The organism is Kitasatospora sp. NEAU-69 (assembly GCF_057158765.1).
The window spans coordinates 60509-81903 of record NZ_JBWXUE010000019.1 but is presented as its reverse complement, the minus strand read 5'-3'; the positions used below and the strand labels follow the sequence as shown (position 1 = coordinate 81903).

General features: G+C 71.6%; 20 protein-coding genes and 1 pseudogene. 6 read left to right on the top strand and 15 right to left on the bottom strand.

Translation table 11 applies throughout. The features are described 5' to 3' along the window. Positions 1–23 precede the first annotated feature (23 nt). The 8 genes from AC060L_RS22110 to AC060L_RS22075 form a co-directional block, all read right to left on the bottom strand. On the bottom strand, positions 24–1130 hold the full coding sequence (locus tag AC060L_RS22110; RefSeq protein ID WP_483800581.1) for a CAP domain-containing protein: 1107 nt from the start codon (positions 1128–1130) through the stop codon (positions 24–26). Between the two features lie 158 nt (positions 1131–1288). Then, positions 1289–3157, bottom strand: a complete 1869-nt coding sequence (locus AC060L_RS22105; RefSeq protein ID WP_483800580.1) for a hypothetical protein — start codon at positions 3155–3157, stop codon at positions 1289–1291. Positions 3158–3441: 284 nt separating this feature from the next. Next, a complete protein-coding gene (locus AC060L_RS22100) occupies positions 3442–4014 on the bottom strand; it encodes a Rieske (2Fe-2S) protein (RefSeq protein ID WP_483800579.1) in 573 nt (190 codons plus the stop codon). Between the two features lie 53 nt (positions 4015–4067). After that, the gene (locus AC060L_RS22095) at positions 4068–4331 is read right to left on the bottom strand and encodes a hypothetical protein (protein ID WP_483800578.1); all 264 of its coding nucleotides are present in this window, start codon (positions 4329–4331) and stop codon (positions 4068–4070) included. Continuing rightward, on the bottom strand, positions 4328–6382 hold the full coding sequence (locus AC060L_RS22090; protein WP_483800577.1) for an FAD-dependent oxidoreductase: 2055 nt from the start codon (positions 6380–6382) through the stop codon (positions 4328–4330). The genes AC060L_RS22095 and AC060L_RS22090 overlap by 4 nt, the downstream gene beginning before the upstream one ends. A 219-nt stretch (positions 6383–6601) precedes the next feature. Continuing rightward, positions 6602–6928 (bottom strand): hypothetical protein, encoded by a 327-nt coding sequence (locus tag AC060L_RS22085; RefSeq protein WP_483800576.1) that lies wholly within the window; start codon positions 6926–6928, stop codon positions 6602–6604. 64 nt (positions 6929–6992) lie between these two features. Beyond that, positions 6993–7166: a hypothetical protein gene (locus AC060L_RS22080; protein WP_483800575.1), complete on the bottom strand. Its 174-nt coding sequence runs from the start codon at positions 7164–7166 to the stop codon at positions 6993–6995. Beyond that, positions 7163–7879, bottom strand: coding sequence for a response regulator transcription factor (locus AC060L_RS22075; protein ID WP_483800574.1), 717 nt, complete (start codon positions 7877–7879; stop codon positions 7163–7165). Before AC060L_RS22075 ends, AC060L_RS22080 begins: the two co-directional genes overlap by 4 nt. A gap of 340 nt (positions 7880–8219) precedes the next feature. Between AC060L_RS22075 and AC060L_RS22070 the strand changes: the two are divergent. After that, positions 8220–8993, top strand: a pseudogene (locus tag AC060L_RS22070) (sensor histidine kinase); the annotation flags it as partial. Positions 8994–9150: 157 nt separating this feature from the next. Here AC060L_RS22070 and AC060L_RS22065 read toward each other — a convergent pair. Further along, positions 9151–10317 (bottom strand): pyridoxal-phosphate dependent enzyme, encoded by a 1167-nt coding sequence (locus tag AC060L_RS22065; RefSeq protein WP_483800573.1) that lies wholly within the window; start codon positions 10315–10317, stop codon positions 9151–9153. A gap of 253 nt (positions 10318–10570) precedes the next feature. On the opposite strand from AC060L_RS22065, the gene AC060L_RS22060 reads away from it, so the two are divergent. Continuing rightward, positions 10571–11716: an acyl-CoA dehydrogenase family protein gene (locus AC060L_RS22060; RefSeq protein WP_483800572.1), complete on the top strand. Its 1146-nt coding sequence runs from the start codon at positions 10571–10573 to the stop codon at positions 11714–11716. 29 nt (positions 11717–11745) lie between these two features. On the opposite strand, the gene AC060L_RS22055 is transcribed toward AC060L_RS22060, so the two are convergent. Both AC060L_RS22055 and AC060L_RS22050 read right to left on the bottom strand, forming a co-directional pair. Beyond that, the gene (locus AC060L_RS22055; protein ID WP_483800571.1) at positions 11746–12726 is read right to left on the bottom strand and encodes a zinc-binding dehydrogenase; all 981 of its coding nucleotides are present in this window, start codon (positions 12724–12726) and stop codon (positions 11746–11748) included. A gap of 110 nt (positions 12727–12836) precedes the next feature. Continuing rightward, positions 12837–13421, bottom strand: coding sequence for a TetR/AcrR family transcriptional regulator (locus tag AC060L_RS22050; protein WP_483800570.1), 585 nt, complete (start codon positions 13419–13421; stop codon positions 12837–12839). Between the two features lie 284 nt (positions 13422–13705). Here AC060L_RS22050 and AC060L_RS22045 point away from each other — a divergent pair, with 284 nt between their 5' ends. Continuing rightward, a complete protein-coding gene (locus AC060L_RS22045) occupies positions 13706–13957 on the top strand; it encodes a Smr/MutS family protein (RefSeq protein ID WP_483800569.1) in 252 nt (83 codons plus the stop codon). Between the two features lie 14 nt (positions 13958–13971). Here the strand turns inward: AC060L_RS22045 and AC060L_RS22040 are convergent, their stop codons facing one another. Then, on the bottom strand, positions 13972–14883 hold the full coding sequence (locus AC060L_RS22040; protein ID WP_483800568.1) for a S41 family peptidase: 912 nt from the start codon (positions 14881–14883) through the stop codon (positions 13972–13974). A gap of 57 nt (positions 14884–14940) precedes the next feature. Between AC060L_RS22040 and AC060L_RS22035 the strand changes: the two genes are divergently transcribed. The 3 genes from AC060L_RS22035 (at position 14941) to AC060L_RS22025 (ending at position 17389) form a co-directional block, all read left to right on the top strand. Continuing rightward, a complete protein-coding gene (locus tag AC060L_RS22035) occupies positions 14941–15447 on the top strand; it encodes an ArsR/SmtB family transcription factor (RefSeq protein ID WP_483800567.1) in 507 nt (168 codons plus the stop codon). A gap of 170 nt (positions 15448–15617) precedes the next feature. Beyond that, positions 15618–17078, top strand: coding sequence for an outer membrane protein assembly factor BamB family protein (locus tag AC060L_RS22030; RefSeq protein ID WP_483800566.1), 1461 nt, complete (start codon positions 15618–15620; stop codon positions 17076–17078). 29 nt (positions 17079–17107) lie between these two features. Continuing rightward, a complete protein-coding gene (locus tag AC060L_RS22025) occupies positions 17108–17389 on the top strand; it encodes a hypothetical protein (RefSeq protein WP_483800565.1) in 282 nt (93 codons plus the stop codon). An 86-nt stretch (positions 17390–17475) separates the two neighbouring features. Here the strand turns inward: AC060L_RS22025 and AC060L_RS22020 are convergent, their stop codons facing one another. The 3 genes from AC060L_RS22020 to AC060L_RS22010 all read right to left on the bottom strand — a co-directional run bounded on the left by AC060L_RS22020 (position 17476) and on the right by AC060L_RS22010 (position 21395). Further along, on the bottom strand, positions 17476–19185 hold the full coding sequence (locus AC060L_RS22020) for an FAD-dependent monooxygenase (protein ID WP_483800564.1): 1710 nt from the start codon (positions 19183–19185) through the stop codon (positions 17476–17478). 17 nt (positions 19186–19202) lie between these two features. Next, positions 19203–19667 carry a hypothetical protein gene (locus tag AC060L_RS22015; RefSeq protein ID WP_483800563.1) on the bottom strand — a complete coding sequence of 155 codons (465 nt, stop codon included), beginning with the start codon at positions 19665–19667 and terminating at the stop codon, positions 19203–19205. A 180-nt stretch (positions 19668–19847) separates the two neighbouring features. Beyond that, entirely contained in the window at positions 19848–21395 is a 1548-nt protein-coding gene (locus AC060L_RS22010; protein WP_483800562.1) for an alpha/beta fold hydrolase, read from the bottom strand.

Genomic DNA, 21395 nt, shown 5'->3' with positions numbered 1-21395 from the left:
TCGTCCTCCTCCTCCTGCGACTGTCAGTCGGCGAAGTCCTGGGTCATCCACACCGTTCCCGAGGAATCGCGCAGCAGCTCGATGCCGATGTGGTGGAACGCCGGGTTGAGGATGTTGCGGCGGTGGCCGTCGTTCGGCGGCTGCTCGGCGAGCATGCTGTTGGTGAGCCCGACGGCCATGCCGGCTATGGCAGCAGTGGTCCCGGCGACAGGGCCGCCCTCGCCGATGTTCTCGCCGGATGTCGTCCACTGCACGCCGGCGGCGTTCTCACGGTCGCCGAAAGCGGGCTCGCCCGGGCACTGGTGCTGCAGCCCGCAGCCCCCGGCCATGGTGTGGTTGTGGGCGTCCGCGCTGGTCTGCAGGCCGGCGAGCATCTGCAGCGGTGCGACTCCCTGAGCGTCTCGTGCCTGATTGATGACGGCCAGCACCTGGGCAGCCGCCGCGTCCAGGTCGGAGCCGGGTGCGCCAGGGGCGCCGACGGCGGCGGTGGAGCTCGGCGCGGGAGCGGGAGCAGTGCCGGCGACCGTGACAGAGCTCGGCGCGGGAACGGGAGCTGTGCCGGCGACCATGACAGAGCCGGGCACGGGAACAGGAGCGGTGCCGGCGACCATGACAGAGCCGGGCACGGGAACAGGGCCGGACGGGGCCTGGGAGGCAGCGGCGGTCTGCGAGTCGGCCGGCATGGGCGCGCTGGACGGTGCGCTGGTGGTGGGACGGTTCACCGGTGTCGTGCCGGCGGACGCGCTGGGCAGCCGGGCGGGTCCGGTGGTCTGCGCAGCCGGGACCGCCGAGGCGACCGGAACCGGAGCCCCGGCCGGCGAGCCGGACGCGGCGACCGTCAGGGCGTCGGTCGCCGACGGTGGCTCTGGAGCCGAGAGCGGCTTGCCGACCGGGGCTCCGGAGGACAGGGCCATGCAGCCGATCACCGCCGTCGCCGCCGTCGCGACTGCGGCGAGCAGTGGCTTGGCGCCGGGCACCGTCCGCCTCGCCCGGTGCCGACCGTTGCCGACCCGGCGATGGGCCGCACCGCCAGGCCTGCGTGCGGCCGGACTCGGGTCGTACCAGTCTGCCGGGCCGTCGCCGCCCCAAGGCTGCGCAACGGGCTCGGTGCCGGTGGTGAACTGCGTCATCTGCTCTCCTGCTATCGGCGGGCCCCCTGTGACAGGAGACCCCCGGGAGGTCGGCGGATAACGGAAAACCGGGAACAGGCTTTCGCACCGGGGTTCACAGCGGTTGCCGCTGCGCCGCGGGCACAGCCGGGACACCACGGACCTGCGGGTGGCAGCGCTCAGGAGACGTTGAGCGCGGTGTCGTCGAGCACGAAGCTGACCCGCGAGGAGCCGGCGGCCTCGACACCGGTGAAGGTGAGCGTCACCGTCTGGCCGGCGAAGGCCGAGAGGTCCAGGGTCTTCCGCTTGTAGCCGTTGGCCGAGTCCCGGTCGGAGTAGGTCGCCAGGGTGGTCGAGTCGGCCGCCACGGTCAGGGTATCGGCGGTGCTCTTCGGGTGGGCGCTGTTGACGTGCAGCCAGAAACCGAGACTCGCCTTGCAGCCTGCCGGGATGGTCACCCGCTGTGAGACGGTGTCGGTGTGAGGGGTGAGGTAGCCGTCCAACCAGGCGTCCCAGGTGCCGGAGTGGGGCGCCTCCCCACCGGAGTTGTCGATCACGAACTGACTGGCCTGCCAGGGCGAGACGGTGCCGGCCTCGAAGCCGGGGTCGGCCAGCAGTTGGGCCGGGGTGCAGCCGCCGGCCGGCGGCTTGGGGCTGGAGCCGGTGGTGGGAGCGGCGCTTGAAGTGGGGATCGCGGTCCGTATCCCGGTGGACGTCACAGTGGGCATCGCAGTCGGCATCGCAGTGGGGCCCGCAGTGGGGCCCGTGGTGGTGCTGGGGACGCCGGTCGGCATCACGGCGGACGTCGGCGTCCCGGTCGGCATCACGGTGGCCGATGCCGATGCCGATGCCGTCGGTGTGGCGGTGGCCGTCGAGCCGGCCTGCTGGCAGCCGAGGTTGCCGAGCGAGGCCGCGAGGCGCTGGGTGAGGAAGTCGAAGAGGGTCTGCCCGTCCTGCGGGGAGGCGGCCACGGAGGTGAACGGCCTGTCCAGGTTGATGCGTTGAGCGCCGACCGTGGCGAGGCTGATGCAGTAGGCGGCCGGGTCGCCGTTGGCGGTGGCACCGAGCGCGGGCTGGTCGACGCCGGCGCGGTAGAGGTTGGTCTTGTTCGGGCTCTGCTGGTTGTTCTCGGTGACCATCGGGTCGTTGAGCGGGACGACGGCGATGGGGGCCGCCTGGAACTTGGCCGCCTGCAGTTCGTTGAGTGCGAGCGAGGTGACCATGCTGCCGGGGTCGGCGAGGTCCGGGGCCCGCCACGGGGTGCAGCCCAGAGCCGGGTCCTCGAAGTTGTCGAGCAGCAGGTTGTCGCTGCCGTTCAGCAGCGCGGCCGGCTGCATCATCGCGCCGCCTCCGAGGGCGGCGGCGTTCTGCGCCGTCCTCTGGGCGATCGTGCCCTGCGTGGTGGCCAGGTACTCGGTGGTGACGTTGTCACTCTGGTCCTGGTCGACCAGGCCGAAGTCGCGGGTGGTCAGGCAGGGTCGGCCGTCCTTGCCGGTGCCCAGGGGCGGGACGGTGAGCCTGCCGGCGCCTTCGGCGGTGTTGGCCGCGGTGAAGAAGGCGGGGGCGTTGCAGTAGGCGAACTGGCCGAACGGCTGGCCACCCTGAACGCCGCCCACGCAGCTTCCGGCGGCGGTCTGGCCGGCCAGGGCGAGCGTGTTGCCGTTGTAGCCGAACCAGATGCCGACCACGGCGTCGGCCGGCAGGGTCGGCACGACGGGGGCGGCCGCCGGGGTGCTCCCCTTGTCGATGACCAGCGGATTGTAGACCGAGATGGTTCCGGTGGCCGGGTCGATCACGGTGGCCTGGACGAAGGCCGACTGGTTGGCGTTCGACTCGTGGCAGGCGCCTTGGGCCGGATCGGTGGCCGTCAACCTGTAGGGCGTGGCCAGGCCCTGGGCGGTGAGCGGGTTGGCCGGAACCCGCAGGGTGCAGTTCGGGTTGGGCTGGGCCGGCGGGACGGCCGGCGGCGTGGTGGCGGCGAAGGACACGCCGAGCAGGGCGACGCCCGCGGTTATGACGCCGGCGAGACCGAGGCTGAGCGTGGTCACCCGACGGCTTCGGGCACGGGAGCGATGGCGGGTTGATGCTGGGGACACGGGAGATCCTCTGCAGAAGGTGTCATGACGGTGGGACACGTCCATGAAGGCGGCGGCCGGTCGCTGACGGGTGCTCAAAGGCGCGCAGACGTCAGCTTCGAGACCGCAGGAGGAGTTCGGGCTCTCGACATGGAGCGGAGCGGACGCCGATGTGATCGATCGTAGGAGGCCGTCCGGGGAGGAGCGGGAGGCCTCCCGACAGGCCGACGGTAGGCCGGGGTTGCCGTGGGGGCGGGTCAGTCGCCCAGGACCAGGTTTCCGCCGTCGACCCTGACCGCGACCGTGGGCAGCCCGGACATGGCCGGTCCCCCGGCGACAGAGCCGTCGGCAATCTTGAAGGTGCTGCCGTGGCAGGGGCACTTGATGACTCCGTCGGAGACGCTGGAGACAGTGCAGCCCTTGTGCGTACAGACCGCGCTGAACGCCTTGTACTGCCCCGCGGTCGCCTGGGTGACGACCACCTTGGCGGCGGAGAAGACAGCGCCACCGCCGACCGGGACGTCCATCGCCTTGCCGAGCACGGTGGGGCCGCCGGACATCGACGGGTCGGCCGTACCGTTGGCGGCAGCACTGCCGGGCGAGGGAGAGCCGGCGGCGGCGGAGCCGGCCGTGGGAACGCCGCCGGCGCCCATGGCGGTGGTGGGATCGGGGGCGTCGCCGGCACCCGTCGAGCCGGATCCGTCTGACGCGGACGACGAACAGCCGCACAGGGCCAGCGCCGCGGCGCCGCCGATGCCGGCGGTGCCGCAGAGCATGGCACGGCGGGAGGGGGTGGACTGCCGCGCTTCGGCGGCCGTGTTCTCGGACATGGGGATCGCTTTCTCGAAGTTGTTCGGTCGGCTCGGTGCCGTCGACGTGGTCCTCAGTCGTTCTGGTCGCCCGCAGGCTGCGGCGCCACGCTGCTGCCGCCGGACACGGGCGCGGGCGCCTTGCTTGGCGGCATCGGCGGCGCGGTCAGCATGGCCTGCAGGTAGAGGCCCGTCGCGACGACCATGACAGTGGCGATGAAGCGCCAGCGGACGTTCCTCCGGGCGGGCCGGCTGAGCAGATGGTGCAGCAGGCTGCCGGTCCGCCGGGACCGCGAGCGGGAGGAGCTGCGGCCACGACGGGCCCGTCGCCGGCTCATCGGCGCCTCATGGCGGCCGGTGCCGAGGGCCGCGCCGGCGGACGGGTGCGGTCGGGGCGCTCGATGCGGCCGGGGCGCTCGATGCGGCCGATCCGGTCGCGGTAGCCGAGCAGTTGGCTGGGCATGTCGAACGCGACGGCGGCCACCAGCTGGCTGCCCCGCGGGGTGTCGCGGTGATAGGCGGCCACGAAGTTCTCGGAGCGCAGCGACCCTTCGACGATCTCCATCCGGTCTCCCAGTGCGGGCATCCCGACCGCCTGCAGACGCCTACCGTGCTGCTCGGACCAGAATCGCGGGACCGGGGTGAATATCGCGGCCTGAGCGGGGCCCTGGAGCAGGGCGTCGGCGGCATGCTGGCCCATCTCGACCGCGTGGATCAGGTGTTCCACCCGCCGGGGCGTGGTGTCGAACCGCGCGTTGGGCCATCGAGCCACATCGCCCGCCGCCACCACGCCGGGGATCGGCCGGCCGGTCACGTCCACGGCGTGGCAGGTCTCGTCGCAGAGCACGCCGTCGGAGATGTCCAGTCCGCTGCCGTCCAGCCACTCGGTCCGGGGCACGCTGCCCAGTCCCAGCACGACGAAGTCGGCGTCGATCACCTCGCCGTCGTCCAGCCGCAGGCACAGTCCGGCGCCGGTGTCGGTCCACTCGCTGATCCGTGTGCTGAGCCGGACGTCGACCCCGGCCCGGGCTTGGATGCGCCCGACCACCTCGCCGAGCTTGCCGCCCAGAACCCGGCGCAGCAGCGGCGCGCTGTGCACGACCAGGGTCACGTCCATGCCGTGTTCCCGGGCGGTGCAGGCGAGTTCGCAGCCGACGAAGCCGCCACCGAGGATCACCACGTGGTGAGCGTGCGCCTCCTGCATGGCCTGCTGGACGGCGACCGCGTCGGCTATGGTGCGGACCGTGCGGACCCGGTCGCTGACGACGGGAGTCTCGGGCAGCCGCCTGGCGTCGACGCCGGTGGCGATCACCAGCCCGTCGTAGGGGAGCCGTTCGCCGCCGCGGAGCTTCAGGGTCTTCTTCCCGGTGTCCAGCGCGAGCAGGTGGGTGCCGAGCAGCCAGTGCGCGTCCAGGGACTCGTCGGCCCGGAAGGTGAGATCGTCCTCGCCCAGCTCGCCGGCCAGGAACTGCTTGGACAGCGGCGGTCGGCTGTAGGGCCGGCGCGCCTCCTCACCGACCAGGACCAGTTCGCCGTCGAAACCCCGCTCGCGCAGTCGGCTCGCGGCACTGAGTCCGGCCAGGCCGCCCCCGGCGACCACGATCCGCCGGTAGCCGTCCCGCCGGTAGCCGCCCCGGCTCGCCGCGGCGCCGCGCGAACGGCGCGCCGGGCCGGGCCGCGAACCGCCGCGGATGGCGATGGCCTGCATCGGGCAGCAGCGGACAGCTTGGCGGGCCTGGGCCGCGAACTTCGCCGGCACGGTACCGGTGTAGTGCAGCGAACCGCCCTCGGAGATCCGGAAGACCTCGGGTGCCTCCTGCTGGCAGATGCCGTAGATGTGGCAGCGGTTGTTGTCCACGCTGACCTTCACCGGCTCGTCCTCGTCGACGAGCTTGGGGAGGAACTCCTCGGGGGTGTAGTCCAGCCAGCGCTCCATGTCCGCCCCGGCTTCGGGCTCGGGGGCGGGGTCAAGCCCGAAGCCGACGCCGATGCCGAGACCGGGCTCAAGGCCGAGGTGGGCTTCGGGTGCGGGTTCGGGGGCTGCCCCGGGTTCGTACGCGGGCATCGGGTACATGGGCGTCTCGTACGCGGGGACCGGGTACATGGGAACCGGGCCGACCTCGTGGTGGGACTCGGCCCACCAGGGCGACGGCCCGGCGGGAGGGATGGCGGCGGGCGCGGGCTGGCAGGCGTCGAGCACGCCCTGCGGCTGCCACCGCTCCCACTGCTGTGCGGTCTGCTGCACGGCCCACGGTTCCTGCGCGGCCCAAGGTTCCTGGGCAGGCCATGGCTCCTGGGCCTGGAAGGTCTGCGGCGGCCGTTGTGCCTGCTGACGCTGCTCGTCCTGCGGGCACCATGCTTCGTTCGACCAATTGGCCGGGATCGTCATCGGGTGGAGTCCACATCGCTTGAGAAGAGCCCCTGGCAGGGCTTTTGACGGATCGTAGGGTTGCCTCGGGGCGAAAGTCCGGGCCGGCGGGAGTCGCTAACCAAGCCATAAGGTTGTGCTGAGCCGCCGGATGTCCACCGGATGTCCGCCGGATCAGCGGACCACGCGGGCGAGCACGAACCAGGCCGCCTGCCCCGGGCGCGGCGGCCTGTGGCCATCTCACGGCCTCTCTTGGCGGAGCCTGGAGGTGGAAGGGAGTGCCCGGATCAGGAAGGCCAGCAGGCAGGCCAGGGCGCCTGCCGCGACCCCGATCGCGACGGCGTTGACGTGGCGCGGCTCCGGATGAACGGTGAAGACGTGCAGCCAGATCAACCCGAATGCGAGGTAGCCGAGTTGGTGGAACCTCAGCCATTTCGCGTAGCCCAGGCGCTGCTGCAGCCACACCGAGTATCCGACCGCGATGGCCAGTTCGGTGCCCAGGATGCCGAAACCGATCGTAGGGTCGTCGCGCGACGGGAATCCCGCAGCACAGGAGCAGCTCATCAACACCTAAGCCTGCGTTGACCCGAGGACGACGGACGGACCGGGTGAGCGGGACCTCAAGCGGTGTTCAGGGGGTCGTGCGGTGGGGCCTCTCGGCCCTGACCGGCTCCTGCGACCGATCACGTCGGCGGTCGTGGAGGGTGTGCACCTGCGTGCGCAGCAGCAGGGCGAGCGGAACCAGGAAGGACACAGCCACCATCGAGGTCGCCACCAGCGCGACCATGGCCAGGGTGGCTCTCACTGCGGGGACACCAGCTTCACTCCGACGCCGCGGACGGTGTGCAGGTAGCGGGGCAGGGAGGCTCGTTCGCCCAACTTGCGGCGCAGGCAGGACAGGTGCACGTCGACCGTCTGCTCGTCCACGTACGGCTCGCGCCACACCTCGTCGAGGAGCTCGCGCTTGGAGATGACGCGACCGCGGTTGCGGGCCAGGAACGCCAGCAGGTCGAACTCACGGCGGGTCAACCTCAGCTCCCGGTCGGCGAGATGAACGGTTCGCGCCATCGGGTCGATCCGCAGCTCGCCGGTGACCAACGGCGTGTTGCCGCTGCCCAACGCGCTGACGTCGCCCGCCTCGGGGGCTCCGGTGCGGGCCGCGCTGCGGCGCAGCACCGCCGCCAGCCGGGCGACGAGCTGACCGCCCGAGAACGGCTTGACCAGGTAGTCGTCGGCGCCCGCGTTGAGCAGCTTGATGATCTCCCGATCGTCGTCGCGGGCGGTGGCCACCACCACAGGGACCTGGGACAGGCCACGGATCATCCGCAGGGCGTCGGCGCCGTCCAGGTCGGGCAGGCCCAGATCGAGCACCACCGCATCCGGTGGCCGCTGGGTGATCTCCCGCAGGGCGCCGAACCCGTCGGGAGAACTGCGCACCAGAAGTCCGTGCGTGGTGAGGATCTCTATCAAGGACGTTCGGATCGTGGGGTCGTCTTCGACGACGAGGACGGACGTCATGGCGCACACCGTAGCGGACTCGTCGGCCGGGTCCACGGGCGGTGAGCTGGGGTTTAGGGCTTCCTTAACGGATTCTGTGCTCGGGGGCCCGGGCGTCGCGCCGCCCGTAGGATCGCTGCTCCCGACGTAGCGGCCTGCCTTGTCCGGCACCGGGTCTGACATGACGTCGGGGACCGCATCAGCGATCACGTAACGCCCTGAATCCGCTCGGACCAGCACCCAGACCCCGACCCGTGAACGGACGACGACCGTGAGCCTCGACCACGCCGCGCGCAAGGCCGTTTCCATCAAACGCGCCGCACCGTCGGAAGGCAGGCCCGCGCGGGTCGGCACCGACGAGGCACGAGTGGCCGAGGCCCGCCGACGGGACCAGACCGTGGAATCGTCCCGGCGTGAGCTCATCTCGTGGCTCTCGCACGACCTGCGCGCGCCGCTGGCCGGGCTTCGCGCGATGGCCGAGGCGCTGGAGGACGGAGTCGCCGAGGACCCGCATCGCTACTACGGCCAGATACGCACCGAAGTGCACCGCCTCACCCGCATGGTCGACGACCTTGTCGAGCTCTCCGGCCTCCGGAGCAGCACTTTGGACCTCTCGCCCTCCCGGGTCTCGATTGACGACCTGGTCGGCGACGCCATCGCCGGCGCAGCCCCCCTCGCCCGCGAGCGCGGCGTGCAGCTACGGGACGTGCACGTCGAACCGGCCCCCGTCCACGTGGACGACCGGCAGATCGCAAGGGTGTTGGCCAACCTGCTGACCAACGCCATCCGGCACACCCCGGCCGAAGGCGTGGTGGCGGTCGCCGCCCATCAGGAGGCATGCGGCGTGGTGCTCTCCGTCACCGACGAGTGCGGCGGCATACCGGAGCAGGAACTGGCCAAGGTGTTCGACACCGGATGGCGGGGCGGCGGTAGCCGAACTGCGGGATCCTCCCGTTCCGCCGGCGTCCTGAACACCGGCGGCGCGGTGGCCGGCCCGCACTTCGGCGCCGGTGCCGGCCTGGGGCTGGGCCTGGCGATCGTCCGGGGAATCGTGGAGGCACATGCCGGGCGAGCCGGCGTGCGCAACGTCAGCGGCGGTTGTTGCTTCGAGATCGTCCTGCCGGCCGCCGGAGCCAACGCACAGCGGTCCGGCGAACCGCCCGCACGGCACCGACGCACGGCACCCGTCTGGAGCACCGACGGCTAGCCACGGAATCCGAACCACTCCCCGGTCCCCCGGACCCCCTCGTCACGTACTCGCCCGGCGTCCGAGCCGACGAGCGGTGCGCAGATCATGGCCGTGTCACCCGTGGTCGCTCCGGGAGTGACAGTGGTGACGAAAGCTTGGCGACCGCGTGGGCGACGACCTCGCGGGCCTCGTCCTGGTGGGCGTGCCAGTGGGGCTGGTAGGTGCCGGTGGGGGCGGGGGCGGCGCCGCCGGTGTAGACGGTCAGGGCGCGTTCGCCGGGGCGGATCAGGCCCTGTTCGACGGCGGCGAGTGTGCCGGCCAGGGCGTAGAGGCCGGCACGCTCGCGGGGTGTGCCGTCGGGGTCGAGGCCGACGGCGACGCCGGCGTCCTGGAGCAGGGCGATGGCATGCGGTTCCAGTTGGAGGTAGCGGCTGTTGGTGAGGGCGCGCACGGTGCCGCGGCTGTAGGCGCACAACTCCCGCATGCGCCGCACGAGGTCCTCGGTGAGGGTCTGCCGGAACAGTGTGGGTTCGAGCACCGGGACCTCGCCGCCCTCGCCGACCTCGCCGGAGTGCCCGTCCAGGGCCCGGACGAACGGGGCGACCGCCTGCTGCTGGACGCCGAGGAATCGGGGCACGTGGACGGGCTGCGTGCGCTGGAGCTCGCGCAGCCCGGCGTAGTAGCCGAGTGGCCCGTATCCGCTGGACAGGGCCTGGACGTGCCAGTCCCACTGCCGGCCCAGCTCGTGTGCAGCGTCGCGCAGAAGGTAGGCGCGCAGCTTGTTCGCCTCGTCCTGGTCGGTCGGGGCAGGCGTGACCGGGACGCCCAGGGTCTCGGCGCAGGCCGCCAGGATGGCCTTGATCCGGCGCTCGGGTGCGTCGACCTCGACGAACTGCACGGCGTCCGACTCGGCGAGCCGGGGCACGATGCGGCGGCGGGAGGCCGGCGGGTGGAGGATCACCGCGCGCAGGCCGACGTGGGCGGCGTAGGCGGCCAGGGCGTTGGCGGTGTTCCCCGAACTCTGGGCGAGGACGAGCGGCTGCTCCTGCCCCAGGCAGCGGGAGACGGCCAGGCAGACCAGCCAGGACTTGAAGGTGCCGGTGGTGTTGCCCGTCGACAGGTCCAGCACGTCGACGAGAACGCCGCCCTGGGGTGGTAGCTGGACGATGCGTCCGCTCTCCTGGAGGCTCGCCCGGCGGATCCGCTCGGGGTCGGCCGACAGGTGCGCGGCGTACCGCCGCACGACGTCGTCCTGTGTGAAGATCTCCACGGCCTGATCCTGTGTCGTGGTCCGGCACGCTCGCGGTGGTCCTGCGCCGCCGACGTTCCCGGGGCGCACCCCGGTCGTCGCGGTCCATTTAACCGGCGGTCCCACCTCGCCTCGGCATCCGACACCCGAAACTCACCTGCACGAGTGACCGTTGGCCCGGCGGACACCTCGTCGGCTGGTTCCGCCTTCACCATGGGGGCGGAATTCAGGTCGGTATCCGGGCGGCCTCGGAGCGGAAGTGAGCGTGCGACGCATGGACGACACGGGCCTGGACCGGATCGCGCAGTTCGCGCGGCAGGAGATCGGCCCCTACCTGGCCGCCCATCCGGAGGACCGCTACCCCCTGCCCCTGGTGCGACGACTGGCCCAGTTGGGCGCCTTCGGGGCGGCCGTGCCGACGCAGTACGGCGGAGGCGACTGGAGCCGACGCGACATCGCCCTCATCGGATACGAACTGGGCCGCGGCTGGCAGCCGTTGGCCGGTCTGGTCGGCACCCACCTCAAGCTGTGCCGGCAGGTCGCGGAGCACGGCACCCCACAGCAGCGCGAACGGTGGCTCGGCGCGATGGCCCGGGGCGAGAGCGTCTTCGCCCGCGCCTACCACGAGCAGGGCATCGGCCACCCGGCCCAGTTGCACACCCGCGCCACCCGGCGCGGCCTGATCGCCCTGCTCAACGGACGCAAAAGCTGGGTGACCAACGCGCGCAACGCCGACCGGGTGCTGGCGATCGCCCGTGGCGACAACGCCACCGTGGGCGTCCTCGTGGACCCGACCCGCCCCGGGGTGACAGTCGGACCGGAGCTGCCCAGGCCCGGCATGCTCGGCGTCTCGCTCGCCGAAATCACGTTCGACGACTACGAGTTCGACCCCGAGGAGGACGTGCTCGGCGGCTGGGAGCACGACCTGACCGCCTCGCTGCTCGCCCACGACGTGACCAGCTACACGGCCCGGGCCGTGGGCTCGGCCGACGCCGTCCTCGAACACGCCGTGCGCTTCGTGCGCGACGGCCTGGCCCACCGGCCGGCCGACGTCCAGGGCGCCATCCGCCTGCGGACGGGCGAGCTGGCGGCCAAGGTCGCGGTGATGCGGACGGTCTGGCTCGCCCTGCTCGATCCGCGGCCCGCTGCGGACGGGCCGTGGCCCGAGATGCCCGACGCGCCGATGACCGCCGCGGTGGCCAAGGTCTTCTGCACCGCAACCCTCCTGGACGTGGTGCGGGAGGCAGCCACGCTCTGCGGCGGGGCCGGGTACGCCGCTGCCGACCAAGGCCTGGGACGGCACTACCGCGACGCGCTGGCTCTGCCGATCATCGGAGCCCCCAACGACGTCCTGCTGTCCCGGATCGGCGAACGAGAGCTCGGCCCGGTCGCGGCCAACGCGCGAGCCACGCCCGTGTGATCGCGCCGCACCCGGCGCCGGTGCCGGGGTCAGCCGAACGCGACGACCATCTTGCCGAGTGCCCGGCCGGCTTCCATGACCCGGTGGGCTTCGACGACCTCGTCGAAGCCGAAGATCCGGGTGGGCCGCGCCTTCAGCACGCCGGCCCCGACCTGGGCGTAGATCGCGTCCAGTGGCACGTCGGCGAGTGGGAAGGCCGCGGTCCCGAGGACGAAGGCGCTGCCGAAGAAGCTCAGCTGGACGCCGCTGGGCAGGTCGGCGATCGGGTCGAAGTCCGCGACCGGGGCGAACCCGCCGAGGAAGCCGACCTGGCAGACGCGCCCGCGCGGGCGGACCACGGCCAGCGAGTCGCGCAGCACGCTGTTGCCGACCACGTCGAGCAGCGCGTCGACCTCCAGGCCGCGTCGCCGGGCCTCGACTGCCAGGTGGCCGTCGTCGATCAGCACGTCGCCCGCACCGATCTCCTTGAGCAGGTCCGCGTGCGCCGGGTTGCGGGTGGTGGCGATCACGCTCGCACCGTGCTGGGCCGCGAGATTGACGGCGGCCTGCCCCAGCGAGGAGGTCGCTCCCCGCACCAGGACCGTCTCGCCTGCCCGTAGCGCGAGGTTGCCGTGCAGGGCGCTCCAGGCCGTGGCATACACCTCGGGCACCGCGGCCAGCTCGGCCCAGGGCAGCCGCGAGCGGACGGCCACGACGTTGGTGGCCGGCACCGTCACCAGTTCCGCATAACTGCCGTTGCGGGTCCGGCCCATGCCGCCGAGGATCGCCACAACCACCGCCCCGGACGGGAGTTGACCGGACGGATCATCCTCGACCAGGCCGACGCACTCGATCCCGGGCACCGCCGCCACCTCGCCCCAGGCTCCGCTGCGCATGTACGCCTCGGCATGGTTGAGGCCGAACGCCTTGACCCGGATGAGGACTTCGCCCTGCGCGGCGACCGGGTCGGGCAGTTCGGCGGCGGTGAGCACCTCGGGGCCGCCGTGGGCGGAGATGACGATGGCCTTCATGGTCGACTTCCGATCTCGTTCTTGAGTAGTCATTCAAGTATTGGCCCGACGAAAGGGCCACCGCGCACGGTGGCCCGCTTTCCCTACCCTCTACCGAACCTGACGTATCGTCAGGCGAGCGCAATGAAGGCGTTGTCGACGATCGCCCGCAGCACCGCCCCGTCGGGGTTCGCCTTCCCCACGACCATCAGCCCCTGGCAGGTCGCGACCAGCAGCTTCGCACTGCCCGCCGCGTCGAGCGAGGCACGCACCTCGCCGCGCCGGACGGCGTTCTCCAGCGCGTGCGTCATGCAGCGCTCGAGCCGGGCGAGGTGCCCGCGTACGACCGCCGCCGCCTCGTCGTCCTCCGCGGCCTTCTCGATCGCGGTGTTGACCAGCAGGCAACCCTGCCGCCCCTCGGGACCGAGCAGATCCCGCACCAGCCCGTCGAAGTAGGCCCGGACCTCGGGCAGCGAAGCGCCGGCCGCCTCGAGTTCACCAAGCTTCTGCGGGACGACCAGCTTCGAGTAACGCTCCAGGGACTTCACGAACAGCGCGTGCTTGCCCCCCGGAAAGGCGCTGTAGATGCTCCCGGGCTTCACCCCGGTCGCCTTCACCAGATCCTCGATGGACGTGGCCCGGTACCCGCGCTCCCAGAACCGCAGCATCGCCTGATTGAGGACGGTGTCGGGCTCGAACTCGCGCGGTCTCGGCATGGGGAGAACATACTTGAATGGTCACTCAAGAACAAGGGTTACCCGCGAGGCTGGACCAGAGCTCGGCCGACGAGCGCCCGGTGTGGTGCGCTTCCCAGTGAACCTCAGCCCGAGGAGCCACCGGCAGCACATTGCGGCGCTCGACCTCCGATGCGTCAGCGGGGCCGGTTAGGGTACGGCGGTGATCACCGACGAGAATCCCCCGAACGCGCTCGCCGGCCGCCGCCGAGGTGGCCCAGGCATGGTGCCGCCTTGTGCGGCCGAACCGGCGAGGGTGATGGCGGATGCGTAGCCTCGACCTACACCCGATCTTTCGGAACAACCGCGACATCGAGCTGGCCATGCGCCAGTTCCTCTTCGCTGCCGCCCAGTCGGGCGACCCTGTTGCCGAGATCATCCCCGGGAAGGGCTCAGGACAGCTGATGCGGCGGGTGCTGGCGTTTCTGAACCAGAAGCACATCCGCAAGCTGTACCTGCGAAGCGAGTTGGACCCGAAGAACCCTGGGCGGGTGCTGGTCCACTTCAGGGAGCTGTGAGCGGAGACGCCGGGCTAGGCCAGGCGCGCCACGGCCAGGGCCAGCGCGCGGTCGAGCGCCGCGGCGGCGTCGCACGGCACGTCGGGGCGGACGCCGGTGCCCTCCCAGTTGGTGCCGGAGACCGGGTTGACCGCGCGGGCGACGGGCACGCTGAGCTCCAGGTGCGGGTGCACGGTCCAGCCCTCGCGGGGGTGCGCGCCGCCCCGGGTGGCCTCGCCGATGACGGCGGCGCGGCCGAGCTGCTGCAGGTCGTAGGCGAGCTCCTCGCCGGCGGAGAAGGTGTTCGCGCTGGTCAGCACGGAGAGCGGCTTGCTGCCGCCGAAGCGGGCACCGGGCACGAACGGGGGCGTCCAGGACTGCTCGGCCACCTCTCCCTGCCGCGAGAGCATGGTGTTGAGGTGGGTGCGGCCGTCGAGCAGGTAGCCGCAGATGAAGGCCACCGTGTTCGGGTCGCCACCGGTGTTGCGGCGCAGGTCCAGGATGAGGGCGCGGGCGGGGGCCACCAGTGAGAGCGCTGCGGCCAGCGGCTGCGCCGCCCAGTCCAGCGGGAACATCTTGGGTGCGATCTCCAGGACCGCGACGCCGCCGTCGAGGAGTTCCACGCGCGGAACACCGCCCAGGGAGGCGTCGAACTCCCGTCGCATCGCGGCGAGTGCCGCCGCGCCCTGTTCCGGCGGCACCGGCACGGCGTGGTACTTGAGGCCCAGGTGCAGGTCGCCGTTGACGGACCGCAGGTCCGCGGTGACGGCGTCGGCCAACTCCTGGGCGGATTCGGTTCGGTAGGAGCCCTCGGCACTCCGGCGCCGCACCAGGGAGGCCAGTTGGCGGGCGGCATCGGGGAAGACGTAGTTCTCGCCGACCAGGTCGGCGATCGACTCGACGACAGCAGCGGTGTCCAAGGCAGGTAGCGATGTGGTGGAGGTCATGGGAGGGAGTAGACCAGCGGCTTGCCAAAGCGTCAACCGTACTTAACGCTTGATCTGGTGAGCCACCAACCGGACGAAGACGTCCAGCGGATCAGCACGCCGCTGCAGCACAGCGCACTCGCCCACCCCCTGCGCCAGCGCCTGCTCTTCGCCCTGAGCGGCCGGCCGTCGACGATCAGCCGGCTCGCCGCGCAGCTGGGAGTGAACAAGGGCAGCGTCTCCCACCACCTCAGAGTGCTGGGCGAGGCAGGGCTGGTCCAGGAGGCCGGAACGCGCCGGGTGCGCGGCGGCACCGAGAAGTACTACCGGCGCACCGCCGAACGGCTCCTCGTCGCCGAACCGCAGGCCGAGGGGACGGCCGCGCTGTTCGGCGCCATCGCCCAGGAGTTGGACCGCTCACCCACCGACCACCTGCTGGCACTGCGCCACCTCCGGCTCAGCCCGGCCAAGGCAGCGCGGCTCGCCAAGGCACTGGCCGCACTGGTCAACGAGACGGAGGAGGACCCGGAGGGCGAGCCGGTGCACGGCCTCCTGGTGACGCTCTACCAGCAGGCCGGAGCGTAGGAACGACCGGTGACCAGTGACCGGTGACCAGTGACCGTCCGGTGTCGTACTCCTCCTGTTCGAGGGTTCAACCCCAATCGAACGTCCGGTCTTCATATGATCACTGAGTTATGGTCAGGTACTCGTCCTGACCAGGCACTTCGTCATGCTGACAACAGGGGGTCATCATCGTGTCCAGACAGCTCCGGTGTGCCATATCCGCCCTCGCGCTCGCCACGGCTCTCGGCATCACCACCGCCCCCGCCCACGCCGCCACCGGCTATCCCGATGCCCCCTGCGGCACGGTGACCACCGCCGACAGCATGCTCGCCGCCCAGCTCAGCCACACCCTCACCGGCGCCCTCGCCGGTGCGATGACCGCCGACCGCGTCTCCTGCGCACGGACCATCCTCGCCACAACGCAAGCCCAGGGGCTGCCCACGACGGCCGCCGTGATCGCCCTGGACACCGCGATCACGGCGTCCAGGCTGGACCCGGCCCTGGTGAACGGCAGCAGCGCGGGCCTCTACCAGCAGGCGGACGGGGTCGGCACGCAGGCGCAGCGACTTGACCCCGCGTGGTCCACCGGCGCCTTCCTGAACGCCATGCTCACGACCTACCCGAACAACCTGTGGCAGACGGTCCACGTCGGCGACGTCTGCGCCGTGGTGCAGAACTACCCCTTCCCCACCGACTGCTACGCGCAGGCGCCGGACGCCCAGCAGATCGTCAACGCCCTCACGGCCGCGGCCGGCTGCACCGCCGCCACCCCGTCCCCCTCGACGCACCCGAACACGGTGCATCTGGTGGACGTCACACCGGACGGTTGCCTGCGCGACACCGAGGGTGACTACTCGGCGGGACAGTGGAGCGGCTGGAGCGGCCTGTCCGCCGGCGGCATCAAGCAGGTCACCAGTGCTCCGGCCGGCTCGACCAGCCGGATCTTCGCGTTGGGCAGCGACAACCAGGTGTACGAGAGGGACGCCGACTACGGCACCGGCCAGTGGTCCGCCTGGTTCCAGCCCGCGGGCAGCGCCACCTTCACCTCGATCTCCGCATCGTCTTCGGGCAGCATGGTCCACCTGGCCGCCATCGGAACCGACGGGCAGTTGTACAACGACGACGAGACGTACCCGAGCGGAGGCTTCACGGGCTGGCACTCGCACGGGGGCACCAACCTGAAGCGGGTGACCAGTGCGTCGACCGCCAACAACGTGAACCACATCTTCGTGGTCGATGCCGGCAACCAACTGCAAGAGCTGGACGCGGACTACGCCCACGGCGTGTGGGGTGGCCTGAGCCCGGCCGCCACTCCCCTCTCCTCCCAGGACGTCTCCGCCGCGGCCTGGGGTGACACCGTCCACCTCGACGCCGTGGGAACGGACGGCATCCTCTACAACAACGAGGGCGACTACGACCACGGGAGCTGGGCCGGCTGGTCACCCTTCAGTGGCGCCACCGGCACCACCGGCCTCACGCGCGTCTCCAGCGCCACATCCAGCGTGACCGACGTGAACCACATCTTCGCGATCACCAGCAGCAACCGCTTGATCGAAATTGACGGCGACTACAACACCCACAGCTGGAACACCTGGGCCGAGCCCGCCGGCGGCACCGACTCGATCGGCGTCACCGCCGACTTCACCAGCTGAGCCACATCACACACCCAGGAGGACAGACCATGGCCGACAGCGACGTCGAGCCGGCCGAACAGCCGGGTTACGGAGCCTGGTGGACGGGGCTCGGGACGTGGGGGGCCGTCGCCCTGATCGTCTTCGGGGGAGTCGCGGCCGTGTGGGTCTCTTTCCGGCTGCCCGGCACCCCGGAGGAGCTGGCGTCCGGCTACTACCAGGCCGCCAGGGTCGTCGCCATCGGGCTGGTGACGGTGGGCTGCACCTTGCTGGGCCGCCGCCGCGCCCGGGCCGCAGCCATCGATGACGCGAGCGAGCAGGAACGCGGCTGACGCCACCGGCCGGCGAGCACCGTCGCCGGATCAGCCACGGACAGCGGGACGACGGACGGCGGACGGCGACGTGTGATCGTGCGGCCTCAGGCGAAGGTGCGGCGCAGGAGTGCCGTCAGTCGTTCCGGGTCGGCCGGGTGGATCCGGCCCGCGAGGTAGCCGTCCGGGCGGATCAGGAAGACCTCGCCGTCGCGTGGGGCGTAGGCGTCCGCGAAGGCGCCGGCGCCGTCCTGGACGCGGGGCGGGCGCAGCCCCGGTGGGCGCGCGTCGTCGGGGACGCCGGCGGCGAGCAGCAGGTAGGCGTCGAGCAGGCCGTGAGCGGCGCGGTCGGCTGCGGCGGCGCAGTCCTGGAGCCGTTCGGCGCCGGCGCCGGAGGCGTGGTCCGGCCCTGCGTACAGCAGGAGCGTGTGCCTGGGGCTGCGGAGCAGGTCGAAGAGCCGTTGGGGGTATTCGGCGAGGTCGCGGACCAGGCCGCGGCAGTCCGGTGCCCGCTCTCCCGGAGCGGGGCCGGGGCCAGGGCCGGAGCCAGCGCCGGGGCCGTCCGTTGCCCGGCCCGCCGAGGTCACCGGTTCGACCAGCGGGCTGTCCCGGTAGCCCACGAGCAGTTGGGCCTCGCGCAGCAGGAGCGTGTCCGTGCTGTCGGCCTCGAATCCGGCGCGGGCGTGGCGGACCGTGCGGCCGACGACCTCCTCGCCCACCGGGTGGCGTTCGGCGTCGTAGCTGTCGAGCAGGTCGGCGGCGGCGACGCCCCGGACCGTCAGGGCCAGCTTCCAGGCGAGGTTGTAGGCGTCCTGGACCCCGGTGTTCATGCCCTGGGCGCCGGTGGGCGGGTGGATGTGCGCGGCGTCCCCGGCGACGAAGAGGCGGCCGTTGCGGTAGCGGTCCACCAGCCGGTGGCTGATCCGGAAGGTGGACGACCACCGCAGGGTGGAGGCGGTCGTGGGCTCCGGGGACAGGCGGTCGAGCACGGCCTGGATCTGCGCCAGGTCCGGTCCGCGGCCGCTCCTCAGCCCGTGCGCCACTCCGTCTCCGGAGCCCGCGTCGGCGTCGGCGTCCTGACCGAGGGTCAGTTCCGGTGGGACCACCATGGACATCCGGTACCGGCGCTCCCCCGGCAGGGGGATGCAGACGAGCAGATCGTCCACCGCGCCGTTCTCGTCCAGGTGGGTCGACCGTACGGCGTAGCCGGCGGGCAGCTCCCAGTCGACCTCGACGTCCCCGAGCATGTACTGCTCGGGAGAGGCATCACCCTCGAAGGTGAGCCCGGCAGCCTTGCGGACCACACTGTGCGCACCGTCGCAGCCCACGAGGTACCAAGCGCGCACCTGCTCGATCCTGCCGTCGCTCGCGAGCGTGGCCTCGACCGCGTCCGGGTGCTGCTCCACCTTTTCGAGCCTGGTCCCGCGCTCCACCACCGTTCCGAAGCGTGCCAGGTGCTCGGTGAGCAACCGCTCGGTGGTGTACTGCGGGAGCGCGGCGAAGCCGTACGGGACCTCGGACGGCAGCCGCAGCTCCAGCCGCGGCCCGGCTTTGCCGTTGGCGAAGGTCAGCTGGCCGAGCAGCGGCACGGCCTCGTCCAGCGCCTCGCGGACCAGGCCCATCGCGTCCCAGACCTCCAATGTGCGCGGCTGGACGCCGACCGCCTTGGCGTACGGCAACGGCGCGGGCAGCGCGTCGACGATCCGGCACTCGACGCCGTGACGCCGCAGTTCGGCCGCCGCGGTGAGGCCTACCGGACCCGCCCCGACCACGAGGACATCGATATCGACGTCGATATCGACACGGGCATCGGCCATGATCAGGCTCCTCGCGCTCAGTACTCGCCCTTGATCACGAAGTAGGAGCCGCGGATCTCGCCGGCCAGCTTCGACTTCTGGCGCGCGAACTTGAACGTCGACGCCAGCTCCTCGGGCACGTCCATGCCTTGCGAGAGCTTGAACCCCACCGCGCGCTTCGCTCCGTCCTCGATGCCGTACATCACGTTGACCGACAGCCCGGACTCGTAGAACACGTAAGCCATCCGGAATCCGCCCACCTCGAAGGAGGTCGCCTCGAGCGGGCGGGAGGAGATGACGATGCCGCGCTCCTCGGAAAGGATGCGGGCCACCGAGTCGATCACCTCCAGCGCCTCGCTCGCGGGCCGAACGGTGAAGACGTGGTCGTACTTGTTCTTGTAGTAGCGCGCCTCGTTGGCACGCAATCCCGCCAGCGCCTCCACGACGGGAGACGACTCCAGGCCGACGGTGGACACGTTCACGAAGTCGACGGTGTACGGCATGAGTCCTCCTGATGAGGGTGGCCGGTGGTGGGCCACCGGTGCCGGATCTCCCGGCGACGTGTTCACGCTACGACCCGCGCCGCCGCCCGGCTTCTCGTTTCCTGATCGATCGGGCAACAGCGCTCCACGGTCCAGTCCCGTCCCGTCTCCGGAGAGCAAGCGCGAGCGCCGGCTGAGGTCTCAGGGCGCAGGGGGCGGGCCGATCTCGAACTGCGGCGGTTGCAGGCCGGCGATGCAACCGGTGTCCGGGGCAGCGGGGTTGTCGAAGAACGAGGCGACGATGGACTGGGCGCACGGTGAGGCGGCGAAGGCGACGTGTGCGACGTAGGGGATGGTGACGGTGGTCGCGTTGGGCAGCGTGCGTGCGACGTAGGCCCCGTTCGATGCCCCGGTCTGGGCGTCGAAGCCGGCCGACATGGCAAGGGTCGGGATGTCGCTGCGCGTGACGTCCCGGACCGAGGGCGGCGCCTTGGGGACGTCCCAGGCGCGACAGTCCTCCGCCAGGAACGGCAGCTGCGGCGCCTGCGCGAGAACGGACCGTGGGAACGACGGGAACGCGCGCCGTCCCGCCCGGAGCACTGCGGACGGGTCCTCGTACGGCACCCATTCGCTGCAGAACACGCCGTAGGCGAGCCCGTGGCCGATCCTCCCGATCGCCTGCGGACTGAGCTTCCCGCCTGCCCACTGCTCGGCGATCCGCTGCGGATTCCCATGGGCGAGTTCGTCGATGGAGCGGGGCACGCCCGGGGCCACGTGGGTGGCGGAAGTCAGCCAGTTCACCAGCGTGCCGCCGTCCAGCACGACCTTGACCGGCTCGTCGCGCGAGGGGACCTTGACGTAGGTGGTGACCGGATCAGCCTCGAGCCTGCGGACCAGGTCGGTGAACGTGTTCGCCAGATCCGGATACCGCTGCGCGCAGGCGGGCTGTTGGGCGCAGGTGCTGAACAGGCTGTCGAAGCCCTGCTTCGCACTGCTCCAGGTCATCGCGGGACCGGCCAGGGAGGGCGGCAGGATCCCGTCGATACCGACCGAGCGGATCCCTGCCGGGTGCTCGCGCAGGTAGATGAGCGCGAGGTCGGTGCCGTACGAGATCCCGTACACGTTCCACTGCGGGATGCCCAGCGCGACCCGCAGGTCCGCGTAGTCGGCGGCGCTCTCGGTGCCGTTGTAGGCGCTCAGGTCGACGCCGCGGTCGGCGAGCTCGTTCCGGCACGCTCGGGTCGCCTTGACGTGCAGGCGCCCGGTGGACGGCGCGTCGTAGACGAGGCCGACGGCGCGGGCGTTGAAGCGGTCGATGACCGGGCAGGTGAGCTGCGGATCGGCCGTGTAGGTCCCGCGCTGGGACATGAAGACCACGTCGCGATCGCGGTTCAGGCCGCCGTCGACGGCCAGCTGCGCCTCACCGATCGCGTCGTCACCGGGACCGCCGGCAAACCACACGATCGGGTCGGGTGCCGGCTCGGTCGAGAGCGCCGGCACGATGGCGACCGCGAGGGTGATGGTCCGTCTGCTGTGCTGTGCGCGGTTCTCGGGCACGGTGAGCGTCCCGCAGCGCGCGTCCTTCAGCGCGGGGACCGGGTCGGGCGTGCGGGGGCAGGGTCCGGGTACGAAGGTGGCCGATCCGGTCGTCCGCTCGACCGTCCCGAGCGGAGCTGCCGTCGCGGGCAGCGCAGTTGTCCCGAGCGGCCGCGCGTGCGCCGGCGCGCCGAGCAGACCGGCGAGGACCAT

Coding starts and splice junctions, on each gene's coding strand:
- AC060L_RS22110 (WP_483800581.1), bottom strand. CDS start 1,130: ATGACGCAGTTCACCACCGGCACCGAGCCCGTTGCGCAGCCTTGGGGC.
- AC060L_RS22100 (WP_483800579.1), bottom strand. CDS start 4,014: ATGTCCGAGAACACGGCCGCCGAAGCGCGGCAGTCCACCCCCTCCCGC.
- AC060L_RS22095 (WP_483800578.1), bottom strand. CDS start 4,331: ATGAGCCGGCGACGGGCCCGTCGTGGCCGCAGCTCCTCCCGCTCGCGG.
- AC060L_RS22090 (WP_483800577.1), bottom strand. CDS start 6,382: ATGACGATCCCGGCCAATTGGTCGAACGAAGCATGGTGCCCGCAGGAC.
- AC060L_RS22075 (WP_483800574.1), bottom strand. CDS start 7,879: ATGACGTCCGTCCTCGTCGTCGAAGACGACCCCACGATCCGAACGTCC.
- AC060L_RS22060 (WP_483800572.1), top strand. CDS start 10,571: ATGGACGACACGGGCCTGGACCGGATCGCGCAGTTCGCGCGGCAGGAG.
- AC060L_RS22055 (WP_483800571.1), bottom strand. CDS start 12,726: ATGAAGGCCATCGTCATCTCCGCCCACGGCGGCCCCGAGGTGCTCACC.
- AC060L_RS22050 (WP_483800570.1), bottom strand. CDS start 13,421: ATGCCGAGACCGCGCGAGTTCGAGCCCGACACCGTCCTCAATCAGGCG.
- AC060L_RS22045 (WP_483800569.1), top strand. CDS start 13,706: ATGCGTAGCCTCGACCTACACCCGATCTTTCGGAACAACCGCGACATC.
- AC060L_RS22040 (WP_483800568.1), bottom strand. CDS start 14,883: ATGACCTCCACCACATCGCTACCTGCCTTGGACACCGCTGCTGTCGTC.
- AC060L_RS22025 (WP_483800565.1), top strand. CDS start 17,108: ATGGCCGACAGCGACGTCGAGCCGGCCGAACAGCCGGGTTACGGAGCC.
- AC060L_RS22020 (WP_483800564.1), bottom strand. CDS start 19,185: ATGGCCGATGCCCGTGTCGATATCGACGTCGATATCGATGTCCTCGTG.
- AC060L_RS22015 (WP_483800563.1), bottom strand. CDS start 19,667: ATGCCGTACACCGTCGACTTCGTGAACGTGTCCACCGTCGGCCTGGAG.
- AC060L_RS22010 (WP_483800562.1), bottom strand. CDS start 21,395: ATGGTCCTCGCCGGTCTGCTCGGCGCGCCGGCGCACGCGCGGCCGCTC.